27 protein-coding genes are annotated in these 26,548 nt (G+C 64.3%); 18 read left to right on the forward strand and 9 right to left on the reverse strand.

The genetic code is table 11. The annotated features are described in order from the left end of the window. The first annotated feature begins 71 nt into the window (after positions 1-71). On the forward strand, positions 72-926 hold the full coding sequence (gene yddG, locus JL811_RS01885; protein ID WP_202686610.1) for an aromatic amino acid exporter YddG: 855 nt from the start codon (positions 72-74) through the stop codon (positions 924-926). A 58-nt stretch (positions 927-984) separates the two neighbouring features. On the opposite strand, the gene JL811_RS01890 is transcribed toward yddG, so the two are convergent. The 3 genes from JL811_RS01890 to JL811_RS01900 all read right to left on the reverse strand — a co-directional run bounded on the left by JL811_RS01890 (position 985) and on the right by JL811_RS01900 (position 2,223). Then, on the reverse strand, positions 985-1,149 hold the full coding sequence (locus JL811_RS01890; protein ID WP_202686612.1) for a YdcH family protein: 165 nt from the start codon (positions 1,147-1,149) through the stop codon (positions 985-987). A 99-nt stretch (positions 1,150-1,248) separates the two neighbouring features. Continuing rightward, complete coding sequence (locus JL811_RS01895) at positions 1,249-2,007, reverse strand: tRNA1(Val) (adenine(37)-N6)-methyltransferase (protein WP_202686614.1); 759 nt, start codon at positions 2,005-2,007, stop codon at positions 1,249-1,251. Continuing rightward, positions 2,008-2,223 carry a putative signal transducing protein gene (locus tag JL811_RS01900; protein ID WP_202686616.1) on the reverse strand — a complete coding sequence of 72 codons (216 nt, stop codon included), beginning with the start codon at positions 2,221-2,223 and terminating at the stop codon, positions 2,008-2,010. A 174-nt stretch (positions 2,224-2,397) separates the two neighbouring features. On the opposite strand from JL811_RS01900, the gene JL811_RS01905 reads away from it, so the two are divergent. Together JL811_RS01905 and JL811_RS01910 are read left to right on the forward strand one after the other, a co-directional pair. Further along, positions 2,398-3,336: a polyprenyl synthetase family protein gene (locus JL811_RS01905; protein ID WP_202687161.1), complete on the forward strand. Its 939-nt coding sequence runs from the start codon at positions 2,398-2,400 to the stop codon at positions 3,334-3,336. Positions 3,337-3,364: 28 nt separating this feature from the next. Continuing rightward, positions 3,365-4,543 carry an aminotransferase gene (locus JL811_RS01910; protein WP_202686618.1) on the forward strand — a complete coding sequence of 393 codons (1,179 nt, stop codon included), beginning with the start codon at positions 3,365-3,367 and terminating at the stop codon, positions 4,541-4,543. A 12-nt stretch (positions 4,544-4,555) separates the two neighbouring features. Here the strand turns inward: JL811_RS01910 and JL811_RS01915 are convergent, their stop codons facing one another. Next, a complete protein-coding gene (locus tag JL811_RS01915; RefSeq protein ID WP_202686620.1) occupies positions 4,556-5,299 on the reverse strand; it encodes a GntR family transcriptional regulator in 744 nt (247 codons plus the stop codon). Between the two features lie 134 nt (positions 5,300-5,433). Between JL811_RS01915 and JL811_RS01920 the strand changes: the two genes are divergently transcribed. From JL811_RS01920 to JL811_RS01970, 11 genes are all read left to right on the forward strand, one after another. Then, positions 5,434-6,462, forward strand: a complete 1,029-nt coding sequence (locus JL811_RS01920; protein WP_202686622.1) for a TRAP transporter substrate-binding protein — start codon at positions 5,434-5,436, stop codon at positions 6,460-6,462. 10 nt (positions 6,463-6,472) lie between these two features. Next, complete coding sequence (locus JL811_RS01925; protein ID WP_202686624.1) at positions 6,473-8,347, forward strand: TRAP transporter large permease; 1,875 nt, start codon at positions 6,473-6,475, stop codon at positions 8,345-8,347. A gap of 27 nt (positions 8,348-8,374) precedes the next feature. Next, positions 8,375-9,403 (forward strand): Gfo/Idh/MocA family protein, encoded by a 1,029-nt coding sequence (locus JL811_RS01930; protein WP_202686626.1) that lies wholly within the window; start codon positions 8,375-8,377, stop codon positions 9,401-9,403. Further along, positions 9,400-10,413 carry a Gfo/Idh/MocA family protein gene (locus JL811_RS01935; protein WP_202686628.1) on the forward strand — a complete coding sequence of 338 codons (1,014 nt, stop codon included), beginning with the start codon at positions 9,400-9,402 and terminating at the stop codon, positions 10,411-10,413. Before JL811_RS01930 ends, JL811_RS01935 begins: the two co-directional genes overlap by 4 nt. A 135-nt stretch (positions 10,414-10,548) precedes the next feature. Beyond that, the gene (locus JL811_RS01940; protein WP_202686630.1) at positions 10,549-12,081 is read left to right on the forward strand and encodes a carboxyl transferase domain-containing protein; all 1,533 of its coding nucleotides are present in this window, start codon (positions 10,549-10,551) and stop codon (positions 12,079-12,081) included. Between the two features lie 22 nt (positions 12,082-12,103). After that, complete coding sequence (locus JL811_RS01945; RefSeq protein WP_202686632.1) at positions 12,104-12,862, forward strand: class I SAM-dependent methyltransferase; 759 nt, start codon at positions 12,104-12,106, stop codon at positions 12,860-12,862. After that, a complete protein-coding gene (locus tag JL811_RS01950; protein ID WP_202686634.1) occupies positions 12,859-13,233 on the forward strand; it encodes a DUF6497 family protein in 375 nt (124 codons plus the stop codon). The genes JL811_RS01945 and JL811_RS01950 overlap by 4 nt, the downstream gene beginning before the upstream one ends. Positions 13,234-13,447: 214 nt before the next feature. After that, positions 13,448-13,585 (forward strand): hypothetical protein, encoded by a 138-nt coding sequence (locus JL811_RS01955; RefSeq protein ID WP_202686636.1) that lies wholly within the window; start codon positions 13,448-13,450, stop codon positions 13,583-13,585. A gap of 120 nt (positions 13,586-13,705) precedes the next feature. Next, the gene (locus JL811_RS01960; RefSeq protein WP_202687162.1) at positions 13,706-14,113 is read left to right on the forward strand and encodes a hypothetical protein; all 408 of its coding nucleotides are present in this window, start codon (positions 13,706-13,708) and stop codon (positions 14,111-14,113) included. Positions 14,114-14,489: 376 nt separating this feature from the next. Further along, positions 14,490-14,735: a hypothetical protein gene (locus tag JL811_RS01965; protein WP_202686639.1), complete on the forward strand. Its 246-nt coding sequence runs from the start codon at positions 14,490-14,492 to the stop codon at positions 14,733-14,735. Positions 14,736-14,870: 135 nt separating this feature from the next. Beyond that, positions 14,871-16,874: an acetyl-CoA carboxylase biotin carboxylase subunit gene (locus JL811_RS01970; RefSeq protein WP_202686640.1), complete on the forward strand. Its 2,004-nt coding sequence runs from the start codon at positions 14,871-14,873 to the stop codon at positions 16,872-16,874. A gap of 55 nt (positions 16,875-16,929) precedes the next feature. Here the strand turns inward: JL811_RS01970 and JL811_RS01975 are convergent, their stop codons facing one another. Then, on the reverse strand, positions 16,930-17,367 hold the full coding sequence (locus JL811_RS01975; protein WP_202686641.1) for a DUF4174 domain-containing protein: 438 nt from the start codon (positions 17,365-17,367) through the stop codon (positions 16,930-16,932). Between the two features lie 236 nt (positions 17,368-17,603). Here JL811_RS01975 and scpA point away from each other — a divergent pair, with 236 nt between their 5' ends. After that, positions 17,604-19,733: a methylmalonyl-CoA mutase gene (gene scpA / locus JL811_RS01980; RefSeq protein WP_202686642.1), complete on the forward strand. Its 2,130-nt coding sequence runs from the start codon at positions 17,604-17,606 to the stop codon at positions 19,731-19,733. Between the two features lie 46 nt (positions 19,734-19,779). On the opposite strand, the gene JL811_RS01985 is transcribed toward scpA, so the two are convergent. Beyond that, on the reverse strand, positions 19,780-20,439 hold the full coding sequence (locus JL811_RS01985; protein ID WP_202686643.1) for a glutathione S-transferase family protein: 660 nt from the start codon (positions 20,437-20,439) through the stop codon (positions 19,780-19,782). 209 nt (positions 20,440-20,648) lie between these two features. On the opposite strand from JL811_RS01985, the gene JL811_RS01990 reads away from it, so the two are divergent. Together JL811_RS01990 and JL811_RS01995 are read left to right on the forward strand one after the other, a co-directional pair. Then, positions 20,649-21,308, forward strand: coding sequence for a DUF1007 family protein (locus tag JL811_RS01990; protein WP_202686644.1), 660 nt, complete (start codon positions 20,649-20,651; stop codon positions 21,306-21,308). Further along, a complete protein-coding gene (locus JL811_RS01995) occupies positions 21,293-22,282 on the forward strand; it encodes a nickel/cobalt transporter (RefSeq protein ID WP_202686645.1) in 990 nt (329 codons plus the stop codon). The genes JL811_RS01990 and JL811_RS01995 overlap by 16 nt, the downstream gene beginning before the upstream one ends. 117 nt (positions 22,283-22,399) lie before the next feature. Here the strand turns inward: JL811_RS01995 and JL811_RS02000 are convergent, their stop codons facing one another. From JL811_RS02000 to JL811_RS02010, 3 genes are all read right to left on the reverse strand, one after another. Next, positions 22,400-24,043: a CTP synthase gene (locus JL811_RS02000; RefSeq protein WP_202686646.1), complete on the reverse strand. Its 1,644-nt coding sequence runs from the start codon at positions 24,041-24,043 to the stop codon at positions 22,400-22,402. Between the two features lie 173 nt (positions 24,044-24,216). After that, positions 24,217-24,612, reverse strand: a complete 396-nt coding sequence (gene secG / locus JL811_RS02005) for a preprotein translocase subunit SecG (RefSeq protein WP_202686647.1) — start codon at positions 24,610-24,612, stop codon at positions 24,217-24,219. 156 nt (positions 24,613-24,768) lie between these two features. After that, positions 24,769-24,975, reverse strand: coding sequence for a hypothetical protein (locus JL811_RS02010; RefSeq protein WP_202686648.1), 207 nt, complete (start codon positions 24,973-24,975; stop codon positions 24,769-24,771). Between the two features lie 259 nt (positions 24,976-25,234). Here JL811_RS02010 and JL811_RS02015 point away from each other — a divergent pair, with 259 nt between their 5' ends. Beyond that, positions 25,235-26,527: an adenylosuccinate synthase gene (locus JL811_RS02015; protein WP_202686649.1), complete on the forward strand. Its 1,293-nt coding sequence runs from the start codon at positions 25,235-25,237 to the stop codon at positions 26,525-26,527. Positions 26,528-26,548: the final 21 nt, after the last annotated feature.

A 26,548-nucleotide genomic window follows, 5' to 3' on the forward strand; every position in this document is an offset into this window, starting at 1 on the left:
CTGCTGCCCTGCTGCTTGAAGCGGCGCGCAATCCCCGCTAGGGCAGCGCCATCCCCCTTGCAGGCAGGATCATGACCCGCAACCGCGCCACCGCCATCGGTTTTACCGCCGTCCTGATGTGGGCGCTGCTGGCGCTGTTCACCGTGGGTTCGGCGCCTGTGCCGCCCTTCCTGCTGACGGCGCTTTGTTTCGGCATCGGCGGCGGGCTGGCGCTGATCTGGCTGCTGGCGGGGCGGGGGTTGTCAGTGCTGCGCGATGTGCCGCCGGGTGTCTATCTGTTCGGCACGGCGGGGCTGTTCGGCTATCACTTCCTGTATTTCAGTGCCCTGCGCATGGCCCCCGCGGCCGAGGCGGGGCTGATTGCCTATCTCTGGCCGCTGTTCATTGTTCTGTTCTCGGGCCTGCTGCCCGGAGAACGGCTGCGGGCGCTGCATCTTCTGGGGGCGGGGCTGGCCTTTGCGGGGGCGGCGCTGATCGTGCTGCGCGGCGGGGCCTCGTTTTCCCCGGCGGCATTGCCGGGTTATGGCCTTGCCTTTCTCTGTGCGCTGACATGGTCAACCTATTCGGTCGTCTCGCGCCGCTTTGGTGCGGTCCCGACCGAGGCGGTGACGGTATTCTGTCTCGCCACGGCGCTGCTCTCGGCTCTTGCGCATCTGGCGCTTGAGCAGACTGTCTGGCCCGCGGGTCCAATCGGCTGGCTGTCGGTTCTGGGGCTGGGGCTGGGGCCGGTGGGGGCCGCGTTTTTCACTTGGGATATCGGCATGAAAAGAGGCGACATCCAGTTGCTGGGTGTCGCCTCTTATGCCGCGCCGCTGTTATCGACGCTGGTTCTGGTTCTGGCCGGGATCGCACAGGCGACGCCGGTCCTGTTGCTGGCCGCGATGCTGATTGCAGGCGGCGCCCTGCTTGCAGCGCGGGCGCGTTAGCGGCCTGTTGCGGTCATCCCAGCCCGGGTCGGCCTCAGTCCGGCCCGGGGGGTGCGGCCTATTGCGCCAGCCGGGTGATTTCTTCCTTGAGGCGCAGCTTCTGCTTTTTCATTTCGGCGATCTTCAACGCGTCGGTCGCAGGGCTCCTTTGGGCCTGTTCCACCTGATCTGAGAGGGTTTCGTGCTTACGGCGCAGTTCCTGCAAGTGCGAAGCAACGGTCATTCATATCCTCCTATAACCTGGTTACGTAACAACAGTGCAACACGAAATCCGAGTCGTGTCACCTGAAACCGGATCATGGCGGCGGCTGATTGCACAGGCTTATCCGAAAAGCCGCGACAATCCGCCGGCATGGCGGAACACGGCATCGGCCTCGGGGGTGTGGTGCTCGCGGTCGCCGGGATGACAGTCGTGCTCATGGATCACGAAGGGCGCGAGCAGCCGCAGCGCCGCGCGCCCCCCCTTGCGGGCCCGGATCACCACACGGCCCGCCTCGCGCCCCCGGCGCGCGGCAAGGGGCAGGATCGCCACTGAACCCATCTTCGGGCCAAGCGCCGTCAGCCCCTCGCCCAGCCGGTCGGCCCGCAGGATCATCGTCAGCCAGCCACCCGGCCGCACCCGCCGCAAGGCGGCCCCGGTCCAGTCGGCAAGGCCCAGTTCCTCGCGCAGGGCGCGGTCTCGGCCCGGATCGCGGGCGGGGGTGCCATGGGCCGGGTAATAGGGCGGGTTGGTCATCACATGGTCGAAATCGCGGCGCAGGTCCAAAGGCATCGCCGCGATTGAACCCTCGACGATCTCACAGTCCAGCCCCGCCCGCGCGGCGTTGCGCCGGGCCAGATCGGCATAGGGGGGCTGCAGTTCCAGCCCCGCGAGCCGCAGCCCCGGCACCCGCAGGCCCAGACACAGCATCGCCGCCCCCGCGCCGCATCCCAGATCCAGCACGCTTTGCCCAGCCTGCGCATCGCAGCAGGCCGCCAGCAGGACCGGATCGGTTGCCGCACGGTAACCGTCGCGCGGTTGCCACAACCGCAGACGCCCCCCCAGAAAGGCGTCATCGGTCAGCTCGGCCGCAGCAAACATCTAGCGCCCCGTGGGAATGTCGTTATCTACCAGCACGGCATTGGCCATGAAATGGTCCTGATCGCGCACCATCAGGCGGCGCGGAATGGCCGATGTGCCGCCATGCAGCGCGCTCATATGCAGGTCGAGATCGAAAACCTCGATCCCCTCACCCTGCAAAAGGGCGGTCGCAAAGGCGATGACCGTCGGGTCCGTGCTGCGCAAAAGCTCTTTCATCCCTTTGCACATAGTGCCAGTCAGGCTATCTGTCGAGAAGGCAGAAGGCGGGAAGACAGAAAGACATCGGGGGCGGAAGTGTTGGACAAGGCAGAGGGCGGCGCAGAGGGCAGGGCAGCGGCGAATACCGGGGACAAGCCACAGGATCGCCTTGCTGCGCGACTTTCGCAGGACATGGCGGCGGTCAATGCGCTGATCCGGACGCGCATGGCCTCGGAACATGCGCCGCGCATCCCCGAGGTCACCGCCCATCTGGTCGAGGCCGGGGGCAAGCGCCTGCGCCCGCTGCTGACACTGGCCGCCGCGCGTGCCTGCGGCTATGCGGGCGCGTTTCACGTCCATCTCGCGGCCACGGTGGAATTCATCCATACCGCAACCCTTCTGCACGACGATGTGGTGGATGAAAGCACGCGCCGGCGCGGGCGGCCGACGGCGAACCTGCTTTGGGACAACAAATCCTCGGTTCTGGTCGGGGATTACCTGTTTTCCCGCAGTTTTCAGCTGATGGTCGAGACCGGCAATCTGCGGGTTCTGGACATTCTGGCCAATGCCTCGGCCACCATTGCCGAGGGGGAGGTGCTGCAACTGACCGCAGCGCAGGATCTGGCCACGACCGAGGCGATCTATCTGCAGGTCGTGCGTGGCAAGACGGCGGCGCTGTTTTCGGCGGCAACCGAGGTTGGGGGCGTCATTGCCGGGGCGCCTGAAGATCACGTCCGCGCACTGCACACCTATGGCGATGCCCTTGGGATCGCCTTCCAGATCGTCGACGACCTGCTGGATTATACCGGCAGCGCCGAGGTGATCGGCAAGAATCCCGGCGATGATTTCCGCGAACGCAAGCTGACCCTGCCGGTCATCAAGGCGGTGGCGCTGGCCGATGCTGCCGAACGTGCCTTCTGGCAGCGCACCATTGAAAAGGGGCGGCAGGAAGAGGGCGATCTTGAGACCGCGATGGACATCATGGCACGGCACGGCACGCTTGCCGCCGCACGGCAAGATGCGCTGGACTGGGCGGCGCAGGCGCGCGCCGCGCTGGAGGTTCTGCCCGAAAGCGATCTGCGCATGATGCTGCAGGACCTTTCCGATTACGTCGTGTCGCGCATCAACTGACCCGGACCCTTAGCTTGCAGGACCCGCCATGGTGAACCCGATCTTTGCCGCCGCCGGAACCTCGATCTTCGAGACCATTTCAAGGCTGGCGATTGAAACCGGCGCGATCAATCTGGGGCAGGGCTTCCCCGAGGGGATGGAGCCGCCCGAACTGGTCGAGGCGGCCATTGCCGCGTTGCGCGACGGCCCGCATCAATATCCGCCGATGCTGGGCCTTCCGGCGCTGCGGCAGGCGGTGGCGCAGAATGCCGCGCGCTTTCTGGGGGTCGATTGCGACTGGACGCAGGAGGTTCTGGTCACATCCGGCGCGACCGAGGCACTGGCCGATAGTTTTCTGGCGCTGATCGAGCCGGGGGATGAGGTCATCATTCTGGAACCGGCCTATGATGCCTATTCCCCGCTGATCCGCCGTGCGGGCGGGGTGCCGGTGCCGGTGCAGATGCTGCCCCCCCAGTGGCAGGTCCCGACCGAGGCGCTTGCGGCAGCGGTGACAGGGCGCACACGGATGATCGTGATCAACAACCCGATGAACCCCATCGGCCGCGTCTTTGACGATGCGGAACTGGCCTTTCTCGCCGATCTAGCGATCTCGCATGATCTGACCGTCGTGGCCGATGAGGTTTACGAACATCTGGTCTTTGACGACCGGCCCTTCCTGTCGCTGCTGGCGGTGCCGGGGCTGCGCGAACGGGTGGTTCATATCGGATCGGCGGGCAAGACCTTTTCGGTCACCGGTTGGAAGGTCGGTTATATCATCGCGGCGCCCGCGCTGATGGCCCCCATCGCCCGGGCGCATCAGTTTGTGACCTTCACCACGCCCCCCGCGCTGCAGGCGGCGGTGGCGATGGGGCTGGCCCTGCCGGATGCCTATTTCAACGGCCTGCGGCGTGACCTGCAGGCGCGGCGCGATCTGCTGGTCCAAGGGCTGCAAGGCGCGGGCTTTGCGGTCGATCCGGCCGATGCGACCTATTTCGTCATCACCGATGTCTCGGACCTGCAGGCGCACGACGGCTGCGGACCGGCGGATTTCGATTTCTGCCTGCGCCTGACGCGGGAGGCGGGGGTGGCGGCGGTGCCGATCTCCAGCTTTTACGGCAATCGCGACGTGACCTCGCATATCCGGTTCTGCTTTGCCAAGCGGACCGAAACATTGCAGGACGCCATCGGGCGGCTGGCGGACTGGCGCAAGGGCGCGTTGCGGGCCTGACGCAACCCGGGTTCAGGGCAGGGCGGCGGGAACGGCCGCCGCCCCGGGCACCAGCGCGCGGGAATGGTCGGGCAATACCGCATCGTCAAAGAAATCCGGATGCGCCGCCGCGATGCTGGGCAGGGCGATCAGGATCTCCCGCAGATGGCGCCGCATGGCGCGGGCCGCGCCCTCGCCATCATGCGCGGCAAGGCAGGTCAGGATGTCCTCATGCTGATGGATCAGCACATTCAGCGGTGACGCATCGGGCAGCGACAAAAGCCGCACGCGGTCAGTCTGAAACCGTGCGGTTTCAACGATGCGATGCGCGAATTCGTTCTGCACGATATCGGCCAACTCGCGGTGGAACGCCTCGTCGAAACTGTTGAATTCGGCGTAATCCCCGGCATCCGAGGCGGCGCGCTGCCCCGCGATCAGTTCCCCCAGACAGCGCAGGTTGGCGGGCGTGGCCAGTGCTGCGGCATGGCGCGCAATATCGGATTCGATGGCTTCGCGCACGAAACGGGCATTCACCACCTCACGCACAGAGATTTTCATTACATAGGTGCCCCGGCTGGGCCGGATCTCGACCAGCCCTGCCTCGGACAGTTTGATGAAGGCCTCGCGCACGGGTTGGCGTGAGATGCCGTATTGCGCTGCGATCTCTTTTTCCGACAGCGCCGATCCCGGCGGCAGGCGCAGTTCCGCAATCGCACGGCGCAGCTGGGCAACCAGTTGCGGTGCGATGGGATCGGTCATGCGTAGGGCGGGTTGCATCCGCGCTCTCCTGTCAATGCGATTCGGACTTGTCAAGTTGCCCTTGAGGTGAAACATACCGGTATGGTGGTAGGGAGCAAGCGGGAGGCTTGACCCCGGCGCCAGAGAAAGATCGGAATTGGGAGGTTCCACTGATGACTTTGCATAAGGTTCCGGCGTTTGGCCGCCGGTCTTTTCTGGCCACGGGCGCTGCCGCCCTTGCAATGCCCGCCCTTGCCACACGCGGGCTGGCGCAACAGACCTTCACCTGCCGCATCGCCCATACCGAGGGGATCGGAACGCCGATCACTAATGCGTTCGATGCCTGGACCGCGATGCTGAACGAACGGTCGGGCGGGCGGATCGAGGCACAGCATTTCCCCGCCGCACAGCTTGGCGGGTTGGCCGAGGCGCTGGAAGGCAGCCGGATCGGCACGATTCAGGCCACGACCGCCGGACCCGACAGCGAAGAGGCGATTGCGCCCGAAATCGCGGCCCTCGGCGGTGCGCCGGGTTTCATCTACAAGAACGAGGCGCATGTCGATGCGGTCCTGCAGGGCGATCTGGGCAAGAAAGCCTCAGAGATCGCGCGCGAGAAGACCGGGGTGGAATTCGTTGCATATGGCGAAACCGGTTTCCGCCATATCCTTGCCAAGCGTCCGGTGCATTCGCTGGCTGAACTTGCAGGCCTGAAGATCCGCGTGCCGCAACTGCGTATCTGGGTCGATTTCTGGACCCTGCTGGGGGCTGCCCCGACGCCGCTGCCCTATAGCGAGCAGTATTCGGCGCTGTCGACCGGGATCATCGACGCCATCGATTCGGATGTCTTCTCGATCGAAGGCTTCCGTTTCCATGAACAGGCCAAGCATCTGACGATGACGGGCCACTGGTTCCTGCCCAAGGCGGTGCGCGTCAATGCCGCTTGGCTGGACAGCCTGCCCGAGGATCTGCAGGATGTTGTGCGGTCTTCGGCGCAGGAGGCGTTCGAGGAACAGCGCCGCGTCAACCGCGCGCTGGCCGATCAGACGCTGGAGACGCTGAAGACCAACGGGGTAGAGGTTTTTGTGCTTCCGGCAGACGAACTCGCGCAGATGGAGACGGCAACCGCGCCGCTGTTCGATCAGTTCGGTTCGGTCAGCCCCGAGACCGCCGAGATGATCGCCGCCATCCGCGCACTTGGCTAAGTCAGACGGCATGGAACCCAGGAACCCTTCAGACGCCGTTCCGGCGGCGTCTGGTCCCGCAGCGGTCGCCGGCCTTCGCCGGGCCGCCGATCTGGGGCTGGAGCTTGCCGCGACCGCGATGATTCTTGTTGCGGTCGGGGTGGCCTGCCTGCAGGTCGTCATGCGCTATGTCTTCAGCGCCGCCCTGCCATGGCCCGAAGAAGTGGCGACATGGGCCTTCACCTGGGCGGTGATGCTGGGCATGGCGCTGGCCACGGGGCGCGGCGCGCATATCGCCATCGACGTTCTGCCGCGCCTTTTGCCCGAACGGGCAGGGGCGGTGCTGCAATTCCTGACCGCCTCGGTCATGGCGACGGCCAGCGTGGTGCTGCTGGTGCATGGCATGGACTATGTGCAGCGCGCGATCTCGGCCTCACCTGCCTTGCAGATGCCGATGAAATACCTGTTTCTGGCGGTGCCGGTCGGGGCTGCGTTCAATCTTTTCTTTCTGTTCTGGCCGGATGGCCGGCGCGGTTTCCTGCAAGGCGCGGGGATCGTGGCCTGCGGGGTTCTGTTCTATCTGGCCACCCGCAACGGCGCGGGGTTCCTTTACAGTGAGGCCAGCGGCCCGATGGTGCTGGTCGGTGTCGGGCTCGTGGGCATCATGATCGGCGTGCCGGTTGCTTTCGCGCTGATGCTGGCCTCGTTCACGGCCTTTGCCTCGGCCAACCCGATCCTTCTGGTGACCATCGCGCAGAATATGGGCGCCTCGCTGAATTCCTTCACCTTGCTGGCGATTCCCTTTTTCATCATGGCGGCAGCGGTGATGAACGCGGGCGGCATCACCCCGCGTCTGGTCGATCTGGCGATGATGATGGTGGGCCATCTGCGCGGCGGGCTGGCGCAGGCCAATGTGGTGACCAACACGATGCTGGCCGGGGTTTCGGGATCCTCGACCGCCGATGCCTCGACCATTGCCAAGCTTCTGGTGCCGGAAATGGCGCGGCGCGGCTATGACCGTCCTTTCGCCGCCGCCCTGACGGCTGCGGGATCGACGCTGGCAAATCTCATTCCGCCCAGTCTGGGGTTGATCATCTATGCCGCCCTTGCCTCGGTCTCGGTCGGCGCGCTGTTCGTGGCGACGCTGGTGCCGGGGTTGATGATGGCGGCGGTGCTGATGTTCGTCGTGTGGCTGCTGTCGCGCCGCCGGGGCTATGGCGGTGATATGCCCAAGGCATCCGGGGCCGCGCGTCTGCGCGCGCTGCTGCTGGCGATTCCGGCGCTGATCCTGCCGGTGATCATCGTGGGGGGCGTGCGTTTCGGCGTATTCACCGCGACCGAGGCCGGGGCCATCGCGATGATCTATGCGCTGTTCTGCGGCACCTTTCTTTATCGCAAGCTGACCGGCCGCAATCTGCTCGAGGCCGTGCGCGATGCGGTGATGGATACGGTTGTCATCGTCATCATCATTGCGGCGGCGGCGCCATTTGCATGGGTTCTGGCCTTTGAACAGGTGCCCCAGAAAATCGCGGCGGGGCTGGCGGTACTGGTGGAGCGGCCATGGCTTCTGATGCTGGCGGTCAATGTCTTTCTGCTGATCGTCGGATTGTTCATGGAGATGATCGCGGCGCTCGTCATCCTTGTGCCAATCCTTGTGCCGCTGATGGTTCTGGCGGGCTATGATCCGGTGACCTTCGGCCTTGTCATCGTGATGAACCTTGTGATCGGTGCGCTGACCCCGCCGCTGGGGGTGCTGATCTTCACCACGGCCCGGGCGGGTGGGGCGGATCAGGTGGCGACCTTCCGCGCGGTGCTGCCGTTCCTGCTGGCCATGATCTGCGTGCTGCTGCTGGTTGCCTTCGTTCCTGCGCTGACGCAACTGCCGCTGCGCTGGCTGGGCCCCTGAGCGGAACGAATTGAAAGGAAAACGAAGATGACACGAACCCGCATCGCGATCGTCGGCCTTGGCATGGCCGTGACGCCCCATGCGAAAGGTCTGGTTGATCTGGCCGACCGGGTGGAGGTGCTGCATGCCTTCGCCCCGTCGCCGGACCGGCGGGCAGAGTTTGCCGCCCGTTTCCCCTTTCCGGTCTGCGACAGTCTGGACACCATCCTTGCCGATGACCGGGTTGAGGCCGTGGCCGTGTTCAGCCCCGCCAATACCCATGCCGAGATCGGGCTGGCCTGCGCGCGGGCAGGCAAGCATGTGCTAATGGAAAAGCCGCTGGAGATCAGCACCGCCCGGGCTGAGGCGCTGGTGGAGGGATGCCGCGCTGCCGGGGTGCGGATGGGCGTCGTGCTGCAGCATCGCTTCCGCCCTGCCGGGATGCGCGCGGCCGAAATCCTGCGTTCGGGTGCGCTTGGGAGGATTGCGGGCTGTTCCACGACGATCCGTCTTTGGCGGCCGCAATCCTATTATGATGAACCGGGCCGGGGCAGCTTTGCCCGTGACGGGGGCGGGGTGCTGATCTCGCAAGGCATTCATACGCTGGATCTGATGCTGTCGCTGGCCGGTCCGGTGGAACGGGTCAGCGGCTTTGCCGTCACCACGCCGGTCCACCGGATGGAAACCGAGGATATGGTCTGCGCCGCCGCGCGCTTTGCCAATGGCGCCATCGGCACGATTGACGCCACAACCGCCGCCTTTCCCGGCTTTCATGAGGAAATCATGATCACCGGCGAAAAGGGCACGCTGGCCCTGCGCGGCGGCGAATTGCTGGTGCAGCTTCAGGATGGCGGGGTTGAGCGGATCGAGGTCGATACCGGGGCAGGCGGAACCGGGGCCGATCCGATGGCCTTTCCGCATGATTTCCACCGTGCGGTGATGGCCGATTTCATCGAGGCGGTCCGGACGGGCCGCGACCCGGCGGTGACGGGGGAGGAGGCGCTGCGCGTCCACCGCCTGATCGACGCGCTGATCGAGACAGGCCGCACGGGCGCGGCGGTTGAGGTGCGGCAATGAGCGTGCGTTTTGCGGCCATCGGGCTGGATCACCGGCATATCTATCACATGGTGGGCGAATGTCTGGCCGCAGGCGCCGTCTGTGTGGGCTATTGCCCCGAAACCAGCGACCCGCGCGTGCTGGAGGGGTTCCGCGAACGCTTTCCCGATCTGCCGCAACGCCCGCGTGAGGCGCTGTTCGACGATCCGGATGTGCAGGTCGTGCTTTGTGCCGCGATCCCCGCCGACCGGCCTGCTATCGCGATCCGCGCCATGCGGGCAGGCATGGATGTGATGCTGGACAAGCCCGGGGCGGTGTCGCTGGCGCAGGTGGATGACATGGCGCAGGTGGCGGCGGAAACCGGGCGGATCCTGTCGATCTGCTTTTCGGAACGGTTTGTGGTGCGTGCCTGTGAACTGGCGGCGAAACTGGTGGCCGACGGGGCCATCGGGCGGGTGATCCAGACCACCGGGCTGGGCCCCCATCGGCTGAACCGGGCGATCCGGCCCGAATGGTTCTTCCGGCCCGATACCTTTGGCGGAATCCTGACCGATATCGCCAGCCATCAGATCGACCAGTTCCTGTTCTTCACCGGAGCGGACAATGCCCGGATTGTCGCGGCAGCGGTGGCGAACCGCAATCTGCCGGATGTGCCGGAGTTTCAGGATTACGGCGATATCCTGCTGGACAGCGGGGCGGCGCGCGGTTTCGTGCGGGTGGACTGGTTCACGCCGGACGGGTTGCCGACATGGGGGGACGGGCGATTGTTCCTGACCGGGACGAAGGGCAGTATCGAGCTGCGCAAATATGTCGATATCGCGGGGCGGCCGGGGGCGGATCATCTGTTTCTGACCGATGCCAAGGGCACCCGCCATATCGACGCAAGCGGTGAACCCCTCAGCTATTTCACCCGCTTTCTGGCCGATATCCGCGACCGCAGCGCAACCGCAATGCCCGAGGGTCATGCTTTGACCGTCACCCGGTTGGCCATCGAGGCGCAGGCCATGGCGAACGGCGCGCGCAATACCTGATCGCATTGCACCGACATTGCATGGTTTGCAATTAACAAATCCTGCGCTGGCAACAGTTTGCAAATTTGACTGATTCTGCTTCCGATCCGGCGCGGACAGGGCTAACTTCCCCGAATTCCAGTGGAGGGTCGCCCCGTGAAAGATATCCTGCAAGAGCTTGAATCGCGTCGCGCCACTGCGCGTCAGGGCGGCGGAGAGCGCCGGGTTGCCGCGCAGCATGCCAAGGGCAAGCTGACCGCGCGGGAACGGATCGAGCTTTTGCTGGATGAGGGATCATTCGAGGAATTCGACATGTTCGTGCGCCACCGCTGCACCGATTTCGGGATGGAGGCGGACCGCCCCGCGGGCGATGGCGTGGTGACGGGCTGGGGCACGGTCAATGGCCGCATGGTCTATGTCTTTTCGCAGGATTTCACCGTCTTCGGCGGGTCGCTGTCCGAAACTCATGCGCAGAAGATCTGCAAGATCATGGATATGGCGATGCAGAACGGCGCGCCGGTCATCGGGATCAATGATTCGGGCGGTGCGCGGATTCAGGAGGGCGTGGCCTCGCTTGCGGGCTATGCCGAAGTGTTCCAGCGCAATGTCCTTGCCTCGGGCGTGGTGCCGCAGATCAGCCTTGTGATGGGGCCCTGCGCCGGGGGCGCGGTCTATTCCCCCGCGATGACTGATTTCATCTTCATGGTGAAGGATTCGTCTTACATGTTCGTGACCGGCCCCGATGTGGTCAGGACCGTCACCAATGAGATCGTGACCGCTGAGGAACTGGGGGGCGCCGCGACCCATACGAAAAAATCCTCGGTCGCCGATGGTGCCTATGAAAATGATGTCGAGGCGCTGGCCGAAACGCGGCGGCTGATCGACTTTCTGCCGCTGAACAACCGCCAGAAGGCGCCCGTGCGGCCATTTTTTGATGATCCGGCGCGGCTGGAGCCCAGCCTTGATACGTTGATCCCGGACAATCCGAACCAGCCCTATGACATGAAGGAGCTGATCCTCAAACTGGCCGATGAGGGTGATTTCTTCGAGATCCAGCGCGATTTCGCCGCCAATATCATCACCGGATTCATCCGGCTGGAAGGGCAAAGCGTCGGCGTTGTCGCCAATCAGCCGATGGTTCTGGCGGGATGTCTGGATATTGACAGCAGCCGCAAGGCGGCCCGTTTCGTACGCTTTTGCGATGCGTTCGAAATCCCGATCCTGACGCTGGTCGATGTGCCGGGGTTTCTGCCGGGCACGTCGCAGGAATTCGGTGGCGTCATCAAGCATGGGGCGAAACTGCTGTTCGCCTATGGTGAGGCAACAGTGCCCAAGGTCACGGTCATCACCCGCAAGGCCTATGGCGGGGCCTATGACGTGATGGCCTCGAAACATCTGCGGGGCGACTTCAACTATGCCTGGCCCACGGCCGAGATCGCGGTGATGGGCGCGAAGGGCGCGACCGAAATCCTGTATCGCAGCGAGTTGGGCGACAAGGACAAGATCGCCGCCCGCACCCGCGATTATGAGGACCGCTTTGCCAATCCCTTCGTCGCGGCCGAGCGCGGTTTCATTGATGAGGTCATCATGCCGCATTCCACCCGCCGTCGCATCTCTCGCGCCTTCGCCGGACTTCGCAACAAGAAGCTGTCCAATCCATGGAAGAAGCACGATAACATTCCGCTGTGATCCATATGTGTAGGAGTGGTTGATGGTTCTGAAATTCAATCTGGCGGCCGAGGCCGCGGATCCCGCCGTCGCGGGGCTGGACCTTGGTGTCCTGAGCCGGGAAGACCTGGCAAATCTTGTGCTGCAGCGATCCGAGATTCTGTTCGACGCGCCAGAGCCGGGCAAGATTATCCGGGCCTGGGAGGCGGGTGACAATGGCCCGATGGAGCGGGAAATAGATCGTCTGGGTGAAGCCCTGGCGCGGCGGGCGGCCGGGGTGATCCATGCCGAATACCGCGCCCTGCGCCCTGTGCTGCAATCGATGAAACCGACGCGCCTTGCCGATATCGGCTGCGGATATGCGTTTTTCGACCTGTTCGCAGCGCGTGATCTGGGGGTGGAGATAGTGCTGATCGATCTCGAATCGAATGAGCGTCGGCATTTCGGGTTTCAAGAGGAGGGCGCGGCCTATTCCAGCCTTGCCAAGGCACGCGCTCTGCTTGAGGCGAACGGGATCGCGCCCGGGCATATCACTACGATCAACCCGAGGGATGTGGCGCCCGAGACCATCGCGCCGGTGGATCTGGCAGTCTCGTTCCTGTCCTGTGGTTTCCACTACCCGGTCGACAGCTACCTGCCATTTCTGGACAAGGCGCTGATGCCGGGGGGGGCGGCGATTTTCGACCTTCGGGGGCGCACAGCGGGGGGCCAGTCCGCGAAACTTGCCCCCTTTGGGTCCTTGTCTGATCTGGACTCACCGCCGAAGGCGCGGCGGGTGCTGCTGCGTAAGGAGGCCGGATGACCGGTGAGGCCGCAAAGCCCGCGATTGAAGGCGACGCCCCGATCCTGCTGCCCTCAGGGCAGCAGGTGACCTTTCTGGATGCAATCTGGAATGAACCCGGCCCCGGGGGGCTGACCACCCGTTTCCGGTTCCTTGCGCCGGACATCGGCACCGGCGGCACCGTCGGGTTCGATCTGGCGGTGGAGGATATGGCCTATCTGTGCGAAAGCTATGCCCTGCCGCGCGTTGCTGACAACATTCCGCCGCCGCAGCAGATCATCATCACGCTGTTCGACAGGCCGGTGGCCTTTGGTGAGGCCGCGCCCGAGGCCACGCAGTATTTTGAGGCTTACCGCATCGAGGACGGCCTCTGCATCTGGGAGATCTATTGATGCGACCACCAAATCTTGCCGTCGCGCCCGTCACTTGGGGGGGGGCTGATGTAGGCCTGCCACAGAAGACCAACTTGACGAATGCCCAGTGTCATTCCTCTGCGCGCCGCGCTATTGTCCCCCAAGGCCGAACCCAAGCGGCCTTCACCTCGTATCGGGGGCGTCCGGCGGAAGCATTTTCCGGGCCTTCCCCCCAAGAAATTAGGAGTAGAGGATGTCAAAGAGCACCAAAGCCGTTCTGGGCCTGTGCATGGTTGCCTTCGTGGCCGCATGCGCGCCCAAGCAGGAAGAAGTCGTTTATGTCGAGCAGCCGGTCACGACCGAGCCGACCTATACCGGCAAATACAAGTAAGATTGAGGGGCGGGCCCGCGGCCCTGGCGCAGCACCCGCCCCCTTTTTCCACATCCTGCCCGCCCTTCGGCCAGCAGCGATATCCCGCCCCGGGCGCAGAATCCGCGCAGGGGGTGCATGATGATAAAGCATCGTGGCTTTCCGGGGCGGCTGCCCGGAACCGATTTCCAGTTTGTCATCCGCCGCGCCAACAAGCAGGGCGCAACCAAGATTGTCCGCCGCGAACGCTATCGCGACCGGTCGGCCGCGGACCGGGCCGCCGATGAGGGCTTTCTGCGCGCGCTGTGGGAACAGTTCGGTGAAGATCCGTTTGAACGCGGCAATCTGGATGCCGGGCGCCTTTCCTGGCTGATCGGTCGAGAGGTGGTTGCCGCCTCTGACCCGTTCGACCCCGCAAGCTATGACCAGTTGTTCCGGGTGGACCGCGCCCGGGCCGAGGCGGCCTTTCCCGCGATCTTCGCCCCTGACCCCGAGCCGATGGGCTGGGAGGATGACTGGGCCGATGACGATGACGAGGAGCGCGGCTAGGCATGTTCCCGCGCATCGCCCGTTCGGAATGGCAATCTCTTGCGCAGGGCGCGGGCAGGCGGAATTTTCGCTTTGCAAGCGGCGCCGGGGAACCGGATGATAAGGCGGACGTTGTTCAGCGCATCGTCGTTCCGACTTGCGATGACATGAGTTACCCTTCCCCGATCTGCCGGCCTGGGGATTTTTCCATCAGGCCGGCTTTTTTCGGGTTCGGATGCGAGGCGCATCCGGTCGGGGGAAGGCTGGTCGCCGCCGGAACGGTGCGGTGTGATGACAAGTTCGTGGGTAAGGTCTTTGCGGAATTTTTTCTCTGTTCCGTCGTTGGGGATAGAGTAGACTCCGACGCAACTACAACAAACGCAAGAGGCAAGGCAGCATGCGCATTCAATCCATCCTTTTCGCAACCGTGGCGGCACTGTCGCTTTCGGCCTGTGTCCAGAACGACCCCTATGGTCAGAACCGGGGCATCCAGAACAACGCGGCGGCCCGCACTGTCGGCGGTGCCGTTGCCGGTGCCGTCATCGCCGATGTCACGGGCGGCAGCCGCACCCAAGGCGCGCTTATCGGCGCGGTCGCGGGCGGCGCTTCCTGCGCCATTCCGGGTACGGCGGGCTGCTACTGACCCTTCCTGTCTGATCGGCCGCTGCGCGACCGATCGCGCAACCGGTCCTGTCATTTCTGTTGCATGGACCATCCGGGCCTTCCGCCCGGGTGGTCCTTTGCGTTTCTGTACCCGTCCCATCCAGAAGGCCCAGCCATGTTCAAGAAGATCCTGATCGCGAACCGGGGCGAAATCGCCTGCCGTGTCATCAAGACCGCCCGCAAGCTGGGCATTGCCACCGTGGCCGTCTATTCCGATGCCGACCGCAATGCGCTGCATGTGCAGATGGCCGATGAGGCCGTCCATATCGGCCCGGCCCCGGCGAACCAGTCCTATATCGTGATCGACCGGATCATGGAGGCGGTGCGCGCAACCGGGGCCGAGGCGGTGCATCCGGGCTATGGCTTTCTGTCCGAAAACATGAATTTCGCGGCGGCACTGGAAAAGGCAGGCGTCGCCTTCATCGGTCCGCCCAGCCCGGCGATCGAGGCGATGGGGGACAAGATCACCTCGAAAAAGCTGGCGCAGGAGGCGGGGGTCTCGACGGTGCCGGGCTATATGGGCCTGATCGCCGATGCCGATGAGGCGGTGAGGATCAGCGGCGAAATCGGTTATCCGGTGATGATCAAGGCCAGCGCCGGGGGCGGCGGCAAGGGCATGCGCATCGCCTGGAGTGAGGGCGAGGTGAAGGAAGGCTTCGAATCCTCGAAGAACGAGGCCGCCAGCAGTTTCGGCGATGACCGGATTTTCATCGAGAAATTCGTGACGCAACCCCGCCATATCGAAATTCAGGTTCTGGCCGACAGCCATGGCAATTGCGTCTATCTGCATGAACGCGAATGCTCGATCCAGCGCCGCAATCAGAAGGTCATCGAAGAGGCCCCCAGCCCGTTCCTGGATGAGGCCACCCGCAAGGCTATGGGCGAACAGGCCTGCGCGCTGGCCCGTGCCGTGGGCTATACCAGCGCGGGGACGGTGGAATTCATCGTCGATGGCGACCGCAATTTCTATTTCCTTGAAATGAACACCCGGCTGCAGGTGGAACATCCCGTCACCGAGCTGATCACTGGGGTGGACCTTGTGGAACAGATGATCCGCGTTGCGGCAGGTGAAAAACTGCCCTTCGCGCAAGAGGATCTGAAGATCAACGGATGGGCGATGGAAAGCCGCCTTTATGCCGAGGATCCTTACCGCAATTTCCTGCCCTCCATCGGGCGGCTGACCCGTTACCGCCCGCCGGTCGAGGGCCCGACGCCGCGCGGCGGCATCGTGCGCAACGATACCGGCGTCTATGAGGGCGGCGAGATCTCCATGTATTACGATCCGATGATCGCCAAGCTGTGCACCTGGGGCCGCGACCGCGCGCAGGCGATCGAGGAAATGCGCCTTGCCCTTGATACGTTCGAGGTGGAGGGCATCGGCCATAACCTGCCCTTCTGTTCGGCGGTGATGGATCATCCGCGTTTCGCCTCGGGCAACATCACGACCGCATTCATCGCCGAGGAATATGAGGGCGGTTTCACCGGGGCAGAACTCGACGACGATCTGATCGGACGGGTCGCGGCGGCGGCGGCGGCGATGAACCGCGTCGCCGAGATCCGCCGCGCCCGTATTTCCGGTCGGATGGACAATCACGAACGCCATGTCGGGGAAAACTGGGTGGTCAGCCTGCAGGGGCAAAGCCTGCCGGTTACAATCGCCGCGGACCGTGCGGGATCAACCGTGACCTTTGAGGATGGCAAGGCGCTGAGGGTTGAAAGTGACTGGACACCGGGCCAGCCGCTGGCCCGCCTGACCGTCGCGGGCAATCCGCTAGTGATGAAGGTCGGCAAGATACCCTCGGGCTTCCGGCTCCGGCTGCGGGGCGCCGATCTGAAGGTCCATGTCCGCACCCCGCGTCAGGCCGAACTCGCCGCGCTGATGCCCGAAAAACTGCCGCCCGACACGTCGAAATTCCTGCTGTGCCCGATGCCGGGGCTGGTGGTGAAAATCAACGTCACCGAGGGCGAGGAGGTCCATGAAGGGCAGGCGCTGGCCACGGTCGAGGCGATGAAGATGGAAAACATCCTGCGGGCTGAACGGCGTGGTGTCGTGAAAAAGATCAGCGCCGCGGCGGGGGCGAGCCTGAAGGTGGATGAAATTATCATGGAGTTCGAATAGGATGCGCCCGCAGCCGGGCGCTATTCCAGCGGGCGCCGCTGTCCGCTCTGCCGCCTCAGCGCCCGCTTGGAAACCGTTCCTGCATTTCCTGCCGGGCGATGGGGAATTTGTCGATGGCGCGGGTGATCTCGCGCACATCCCAGGGCAGGGGCTTGCGCAGCGTCGTGATGCCGTCCTTGTCCATCATCACAAGGCTGAACCCGCGCGGGCGGAACTTGCGGCGAAAGGCCGACAGGGCCGCAGGATCGGTATCGGTGATGACCACGACATCGCGTTCGATCAGCGCGCCGGGGTTTTCGCGCAGCAGTTCCATCTGGCGCAGGAAGGACGGATCGGCAGGCGTGTCTGCAAAGACCAGCACCGGGCGCTTGACCCAGTGGAATTCCTCGGGCGTCAGATCCCCGGCCTCAAGAAAGATATCCTGTTCCATTGCCTCTGCCATGGCGGCAAGCGGAATGAAACACAGCAGAAGAAGTCGGCAGATCAGGGTCATGGGTCCTCCATTCCTTTCCATATAGGACGACCTGCGCCGGAACCAAAGCGTGAAGGTGGCCTAATCTTCTGCCGCATGCCGCTTTCACCTTGGTGCAAATACCTCGGGGGGGGCACCGCGCGGCAACAGGCGGGGCGGGGGTCAGCGCCCCCCTGCCGGACGGCCCGGCCTGTTCATCCCCGTTCCGACCTACCCTGTCCCGATCTGCCCCGTCCCGCCTTGCAAGGAGCCCGCCCATGACCGATCCGCTTTCCCTCTGGCGCAGCCTTGCCGAAAAGGAACTCAAGGGCCTCGATCCCGACAGTCTGGGCTGGGACACACTGGAAGGCATCCGCGTCAAGCCGCTTTATACCAGCGCCGATACGGCGGATCTGCCGCATATGGGCGGCGTCCCGGGTGCGGCCCCCTTCACGCGCGGCGTGAAGGCCACGATGTATGCCGGCCGCCCCTGGACAATCCGGCAATATGCGGGCTTTTCCACGGCCGAGGAGTCCAACGCCTTTTACCGCAAGGCACTGGCCGCCGGGCAACAGGGCGTGTCCGTCGCCTTCGATCTGGCCACCCATCGCGGCTATGACAGTGACCATCCGCGGGTTGAGGGCGATGTCGGCAAGGCGGGCGTTGCCATCGATTCCGTCGAGGATATGAAGATCCTGTTTGACGGCATCCCGCTGGACAAGGTGTCCGTCTCGATGACGATGAATGGCGCGGTGATCCCGATCCTTGCGAATTTCATCGTCACCGGAGAGGAGCAGGGCCATCCCCGGTCGGTCCTGTCGGGCACGATCCAGAATGACATCCTCAAGGAATTCATGGTCCGCAACACCTATGTCTATCCGCCCGAACCCTCGATGCGGATCATTGCGGATATCATCGAGTATACCGCTGCCGAGATGCCGAAGTTCAATTCCATCTCGATCTCCGGCTATCACATGCAGGAGGCAGGCGCGAACCTTGTGCAGGAACTGGCCTTCACGCTGGCCGACGGGCGCGAATATGTCCGCGCCGCGATTGCGCGCGGCATGGATGTGGACGCCTTTGCCGGGCGGCTTTCGTTCTTCTTTGCCATCGGGATGAATTTCTTCATGGAGGCGGCCAAGCTGCGCGCGGCGCGTCTTTTGTGGCATCGCATCATGTCGGAATTTGAACCGAAAAAACCCGGTTCCCTGATGCTGCGCACCCATTGCCAGACTTCGGGTGTCAGCTTGCAGGAACAGGACCCCTATAACAACGTGATCCGCACCGCTTACGAGGCGATGGCGGCGGCATTGGGGGGCACGCAGTCCTTGCACACCAATGCGCTGGATGAGGCGATTGCCCTGCCGACCGAATTTTCCGCCCGTATCGCGCGCAACACGCAACTGATCCTGCAGGAAGAAACCGGCATCACCAATGTCGTCGACCCGCTAGCAGGCAGCTATTACGTCGAAAGCCTGACGGCGGAACTGGCCGAAAAGGCCTGGGCGCTGATCGAGGAGGTCGAGGCATTGGGCGGCATGACCAAGGCCGTGGCCAGTGGAATGCCGAAACTGCGCATCGAGGAAACCGCCGCCCGACGTCAGGCAATGATCGACCGGGGGCAGGAGGTGATCGTCGGCGTCAACAAATACCGCAAGGACAAGGAAGACCCGATCGACATTCTGGAGATCGACAATGTGAAGGTGCGTGACGGCCAGATCGCCCGTCTTGCGGCCATGCGCGCCAGCCGCAATCAGGCGGCCTGCGATGCCGCCTTGCTTGAACTTGGGCGGCGCACGGTTGAAGGCGGCAATCTGCTTGAGGCAGCGGTCGAATGTGCCCGGGCGCGCGCCAGTCTGGGCGAAATCTCATTGGCGATGGAGGGCACATTCGGTCGCCACAGGGCAGAGGTGAAAACATTGGCAGGGGTTTATGGCGCCGCCTATGAGGGCGATGAGGGGTTCGCGGCCATCCAGCGCGATGTCGAGGCCTTCGCCGAGGAGGAGGGCCGCCGCCCGCGCATGCTGGTCGTCAAGATGGGGCAGGACGGCCATGACCGGGGGGCCAAGGTGATCGCCACCGCCTTTGCCGATATCGGCTTCGATGTCGATGTCGGCCCCCTGTTCCAGACCCCGGAAGAGGCCGCGCAGGATGCCATCGACAATGATGTGCATGTGATCGGCATTTCCAGTCAGGCCGCCGGGCACAAGACACTGGCCCCCAAGCTGATCGCGGCGCTGAAGGCGGCGGGGGCCGGGGATATCCTCGTGATCTGCGGCGGCGTGATCCCGCAGCAGGATTACGCCTTTCTTTACGATCACGGGGTGAAGGCGATCTTCGGCCCCGGCACCAATATTCCCGATGCCGCCCGCGATATCCTGCGCCTGATCCGCGCCGCGCGCGGCTGACCACAGGGATGGGGGCCGGAACGGTCCGGCCCCGCTTTCCTTCGGCTCAGGCAGGCTCCTCCGCGCGGCGTTTCATCATCGTGACAAAGGCAGGGCGCGCCTGACAGCGCGCCAGCCATGCAGAGCTCAGCGGGAAGGGGGCCAGCAACGGCGCATGGCTTTGCCCATAGCGCAGGCATTCGGCCAGCATCAGATCGGCCACGGTGAAGCGCCCGCCCAGCAACCAGTCGCGCCCCTTCAGATGCGTCTCCAGCCGTGTCAGCGGGCGTTCCAGCGCCGCAACAGCCGCCGCCATCCGGGCCGCGCCCTCGGGCGTTTCCGCCTCGCCGCGCGCAAGGGTGAACATCAGATCCAGCCCCGGATTTTCCAGTGCCGTGGCCCCGAACAGCATCCATTGATCAGTCTCGGCCGCCTCGATCGCGTCCTTCGGGGCCAGCGCCCCGCCATGATTGCGCGCGATATGCAGCGTGATTGCCAGCGATTCCGTCAGCACCATCCCACCGTCTTCCATCACCGGGATCGTGCCTTGCGGGTTCAGCCTGCGAAACGCCGCCGTCGCGGTATGGGCGGGCGCATCCGCCGCCATCGGATCGGCCAGCCGATAGGCCTGCATCACCGGCACATGGGTGAAGGGCAGGCCCAGTTCTTCCAGCAGCCAGAGGGGGCGCGTCGCGCGTGAGCGGTAGACGCCATGGATCGTCAGCATGTCGGGGATACTCCTATTTCCGGTTCGCGCCAGATTACTGCGCTGGTGCCGCGCCGCAAGATGGCCGTTCCGCCGCCCCCGTGGTCACGATGCGGCGAGGCCGGGCCGGAAATCGCCAATGGCGCCCCCGCCCACCCTTCCGGCGGCGGCGGCAAGCCGCTAAGCTTGACCCTGGCCGGTTTCGAGGCCCCGGTTGCGACGGAGATGACATGCGTTTCTTCCAAATGGTTCTGGTTCTGGCTTTGTCTCTGGTTCCGCGGATCGGGGCGGCGCATCCGCATATCTTCATCGACACCGAGATCGAGGTGATCTTCGATGCCGAAGGCCGGGCCGAGGCGGTGCGGGTCAGCTGGATCTATGACGATTTCTTCTCGCTTCTGATGATCGAGGACCGGGGGCTGGACAGCGATGGTGACGGCCAGTTGACCGAGGCTGAACAGACCGCATTGCAGGGCTTCGACATGGCCTGGGATGCCGATTACGAGGGCGATCTGTTCGTGCTGCTGAACGAACAGCGCCTTGCCCTTGGCCGCCCGACCGATTTCACCGCCCATTATGACGGGGCGCAGATCACCTCGACCCATCTGCGCCGCTTTGAAACTGCGGTGCCCCCGGCGCAGGCCCCGCTGATCCTGCAGGTCTATGACCCGGGTTATTACACCGCCTATACGATCACCGGACAGCCGGTGCTGACCGATCCCCCCGCAGGCTGCAGCGCGCAGGTCTATGAACCGGATCGCGATGCCGCCAATGAACAGCTTGAAGCGATGCTGAAGGAGTATTCGGCGCAGCAGGATCTGGAAATGGATTTTCCCGCCGTGGGCGCGGCCTATGCCGATGAGGTGCGGGTGACATGCCCCGGGGCCTGATCCTGACCGGCGTTCTGGTGCTGGCGGCGCTTCTGGTTTTCTGGGGCCTTGGCGGCATGGACCGCCTGTCGGACTGGGCCGCCGCAGGCCAGCGTGATGCCCAGAATGCACTGGCGGGCGCCTTGCGCCGCCTGCGCGCCGGAGAGGCGGGGGCCTTTGCCGCGCTGATCGGACTGGCCTTTGCTTACGGCGTCTTCCACGCGGCGGGGCCGGGCCATGGCAAGGTGCTGATCGGCGGTTACGGCATGGCCGCGCGGGTGCGCCTTGGCCCGCTGATCGCCATCGCGCTGGCCTCCAGCCTTGCGCAGGCGACGACGGCGGTGGTGCTGGTCTATGCCGGGGTGCTGGTTCTGAACCTGACCCGTGAAACCATGGTCGGCGTGACCGAGGATATCTTCGCGCCGGTCAGCTATGCCGCGATCGGGCTGATCGGTGTCTGGCTGGCCTGGCGCGGCGCGCGCAGGCTCTGGCGGCAATCGCCGGGGCAGGGTGCCACGCGCGCTGCCGCCGCCGCGCAGGCGCATCATCATGACCACCAGCATGACCATGGCCCGGATCACCACCATGACGGGCACCATCATGCCCACAGCCATCACCACCATCATGACGAGGCCTGCGGCTGCGGCCATCGCCATGGCCCGACGATGGATGAAATCGCCGAAGTCCGAGGTTTTCGCGACGCGCTGATGCTGATCGCAGGCGTGGCGATCCGGCCCTGCACAGGGGCGCTGTTCCTGTTGATCCTGACATGGCGCATGGGCATTGACGCGGTGGGTATCGCGGGCGCCTATGCGATGGGGCTGGGCACGGCGACAATCACGATTGCGGTGGCCGTTCTGGCCGTCTGGGCGCGCGAGGGCACGATCCTTGCGCTGTCCGAGGGCCGCATGGCCCGCGCCCTGCCGCTGATCGAATTCGGGGCCGGGCTGGCCGTGGCGCTGATTTCGTTCCAGATGATGCGCGCAGCCCTTTGACAACCTGCGCCGGGTCCCCTGCTTTCATCTGTTCCTAAATATCCTCGGAGGGGGAGTCCCGGAACGGGACGGGGGAGGCAGACAGCCTCCCCCTTCGCAGTCTCAGACCAGACGGCCTCAGACCAGACGGCTTGCCTCGACCGCCGCGCGGACGAAATCGGCAAACAGCGGATGCGGCGCAAAGGGTTTCGATTTCAGTTCAGGATGGAACTGCACGCCGATGAACCAGGGGTGATCGGCGATTTCCACGATCTCGGGCAGGCGGCCATCAGGGCTCATGCCCGAAAAGATCAGGCCGCATTGCTCCAGTTGCGCGCGATAGCGGGTATCCACCTCATAGCGGTGGCGATGGCGTTCTTCGATCTCGGTCGCGCCGTAAACCCCGGCCACTTTCGACCCCGGTTTCAGCGTGGCGGTATAGGACCCCAGCCGCATCGTGCCGCCCTTGTCATCGGTCAGCTTGCGCTCGACCATGTGATTGCCCTGAACCCATTCCTTCAGGTGATAGATCACCGGGGTAAAGCGTTTCGCCCCGGCCTCATGGTCGAATTCCTCGGACCCGGCATCATCCACTCCCGCCAGATGACGCGCGCTTTCGATCACGGCCATCTGCATGCCCAGACAGATGCCCAGATAGGGCACCTTGCGGGTGCGGGCGAATTCCACGGCCTTGATCTTGCCTTCGGTCCCGCGCTCGCCAAAGCCGCCGGGCACAAGGATCGCATGGAAGCGCTGCAGATGGGGGGCAGGGTCCTCACGCTCAAAGAGTTCCGCATCCACCCATTCGACCCGTACGCGGGTGCGGTTGGCCATGCCGCCATGGGTCAGCGCCTCGGCAATGGATTTATAGGCATCTTCCAACTGGGTATATTTGCCGACGATGGCGACGCGCACCTCACCCTCGGCATTGACCTTGCGGTCCATCACATCGGTCCAGCGGTCAAGGTTGGGCTTGGGCGCGGGTGAGATGCCGAACGCGTCCAGAACCGCCTGATCCAGCCCCTCAGCGTGATAGGCCAGCGGCGCCTCATAGATGGTTTTCAGGTCATAGGCGGGGATCACATGCTCTTTGCGGACATTGCAGAACAGCGCGATCTTTTCGCGCTCCCGGTCGGGGATCGGATGTTCCGACCGGCAGACCAGCACATCCGGCGCAAGGCCGATGCTTTGCAGTTCCTTGACGCTGTGCTGGGTCGGCTTGGTCTTCAGCTCACCGCTGGCGGCCAGATAGGGCAGCAGGGTCAGATGCATCAGGATCGACTGGCCGCGCGGGCGTTCATGGATGAACTGGCGGATCGCCTCGAAAAACGGCAGGCCCTCGATATCGCCCACCGTGCCGCCGATCTCGCACAGCATGAAATCAACCTCTGATTCCCCGATCCGCAGGAAATCCTTGATCTCGTTGGTGACATGCGGAACGACCTGAATTGTCTTGCCCAGATAATCGCCCCGGCGTTCCTTCTCCAGCACATTGGTATAGATGCGGCCCGAGGAAATGCTGTCGGTCTTGCGGGCGGGCACACCGGTGAAGCGTTCGTAATGGCCAAGGTCCAGATCGGTTTCCGCGCCGTCATCGGTGACGAAGACCTCACCATGTTCGAAAGGCGACATCGTGCCGGGATCGACATTCAGATAGGGGTCCAGCTTGCGCAGCCGCACCGAATATCCCCGCGCCTGCAACAGCGCACCGAGGGCCGCTGAGGCCAGCCCTTTGCCCAGAGAGGAGACCACCCCGCCGGTGATGAAGATATAGCGTGCCATGGGGTCTCCCGTGCGGTTTTGAAAACGGCGATTCGAGCGGTCAGAATCGCCTCATCACGGGAGTCGAGACATAACCGGTATTGCGGCGCTCCGCAACCGGACCGCTAGATGATGTTTTGGACTCGGGATTGGCCCACAAAGGATTGCAGGCGGTGAAAAACCGGCCTTGCGGATCAGTTGCCTGCCGGTGCGGGGGCTGGTGCCGGATCATCCGCGCGCGGCGGGGTCAGCGGCGCCGAGGAGGAGGCGGGCGGCAGCAGATCCGAGCCCAGCGGCGTTTCGGCCGGGGCCGAGGACGGCGCGGGCAGCGAACCGCCGAACTGATCGACCACCGAGGTTCCGGTCGCACCGCGTGCGGCAAGGATCGTCAACGTCAGCGAGGTGATGATGAAGGCAATGGCAAGTGCCCATGTCACCTTGGTCATTGCCGTTGCGGCGCCCCGGGCCGACATCGACCCGCCACCACCGCCGCCAATGCCAAGGCCGCCGCCCTCCGACCGCTGCACCAGCACCACGCCGATCAGGGCGAGGGCAAGGATCAGGTGGATGGTGAGAACGACATTTTCCATCAGCGCGGCTTTCGGGTCAGGTTTGCCGCTATCTAGGCGCTCGGGCCGCCGGGGGCAAGTGCAAAGGGGGCAGGAGCAGGCCGAAGGACCGGGGCAGCGGGCAAAATCCGGAGGCCAGAGCGATCCGGCCAGCCGGTGCTGTCCCGGTCCCTGCGGTCAGCGCATGTTCTTGACGAGTTCTTTCGCCATGTCGTTCTGCGCCTTCATCATCTTGGACAGCATGTCGCTGATTTGCTTCTGATCATTCATCTTGGCCGTCGCCTTCATGATCTTTTCTGCCAGCTTTTCATTTTCTTTCATACGCTTGGCTAACTCTTCAATGTCTTTCTTCACGTCTTTGTCAAGTTCGACCTTGGGCGCCATCGTCCACTCCCTGAAAATGTTGCAAGTATCAGCGCCGGCAGTCTAGCATGAAGCGGGTCCCTGCCATAGCGTTCCATGGCACGCGGCAGGGGCGTTGCCACGCGTTGGGGAACACCGTGCTGCCATGCGGCGGCCTTGCGATGCCGGGGCGGATCTGTGCCAGCATACCACGTCCTGATCGGCTGCGACGCGAATCCGGGTTTCGCCGCGCGCGCCGGACCGCTATAGGACAGTCGGTTTCAAACCGAGGAGAACGGGCATGGCCAATGTGGTTGTCGTGGGCGCGCAATGGGGCGATGAGGGCAAGGGCAAGATCGTCGACTGGCTGTCCGAACGCGCCGATGTGATCGCGCGCTTTCAGGGCGGGCACAATGCGGGCCATACGCTGGTGATCGAGGGCAAGGTCTACAAGCTCAGCCTGCTGCCCTCGGGCATCGTGCGGGGCGGCAAGCTCAGCGTGATCGGCAATGGCGTCGTGCTGGATCCCTGGCATCTGGTGTCCGAGATCGCCAAGCTGCGCGATCAGGGGGTCGAGATTTCGCCGGATAACCTGCTGATCGCCGAAAACACGTCCCTGATCCTGCCGGTGCATGGTGAATTGGACCGCGCGCGCGAGGCGCAGAATTCGGTGGCCAAGATCGGCACCACCGGTCGCGGTATCGGCCCGGCCTATGAGGACAAGGTGGGGCGCCGCGCGATCCGCGTGGCCGATCTGGCGGATGAGGCAACGCTGGATCTGCGCATCGGGCGGCTGCTGACGCATCACAACGCGCTGCGGGCGGGTCTGGGGCTTGATCCGGTCGATGCTGTGCGGCTGAAATCCGACCTGATGGCGATTGCGCCGCAGGTGCTGCCCTATGCCGCCCCGGTCTGGAAAGTGCTGACCGAGGCGCGGCGTGCGGGCAAGCGCATCCTGTTCGAAGGCGCGCAGGGCGCCCTGCTGGATGTCGATTTCGGCACCTATCCCTATGTCACCTCATCCAACACACTGGCCGGGCAGGCCGCCACCGGCACCGGGCTGGGGCCGACCGCGATTGATTTCGTTCTGGGCATCGTCAAGGCCTATACGACCCGGGTGGGCGAAGGTCCGTTTCCGGCCGAACTGCATGATGCCGATGGCGAAAGGCTTGGCACGCGCGGCCATGAATTCGGCACGGTGACGGGGCGCAAGCGGCGCTGCGGCTGGTTTGACGCGGTGCTGGTGCGCCAGACCTGCGCGACCTCGGGCGTCACCGGTATCGCGCTGACGAAACTGGACGTTCTGGACGGGTTCGAGACGCTGAAGATCTGTGTCGGCTATGATCTTGACGGCAAGCGGCTGGATTACCTGCCGACGGCCGCCGAGGCGCAGGCCCGCTGCACGCCGATCTATGAAGAACTGGAAGGCTGGAGCGAGTCGACCGAAGGCGCGCGGTCCTGGGCCGACCTTCCCGGTGCTGCGGTCAAATATGTGCGCCGGATCGAGGAACTGATCCAATGCCCGGTTGCCCTGCTGTCGACCTCACCCGAGCGTGACGACACGATCCTCGTCACCGATCCTTTCTCGGACTGATCCCCCGGACTGATTCCCTCG

It is taken from the genome of Szabonella alba (genome assembly GCF_016765775.1).
Classification (GTDB): Bacteria; Pseudomonadota; Alphaproteobacteria; order Rhodobacterales; family Rhodobacteraceae; genus Szabonella; species Szabonella alba.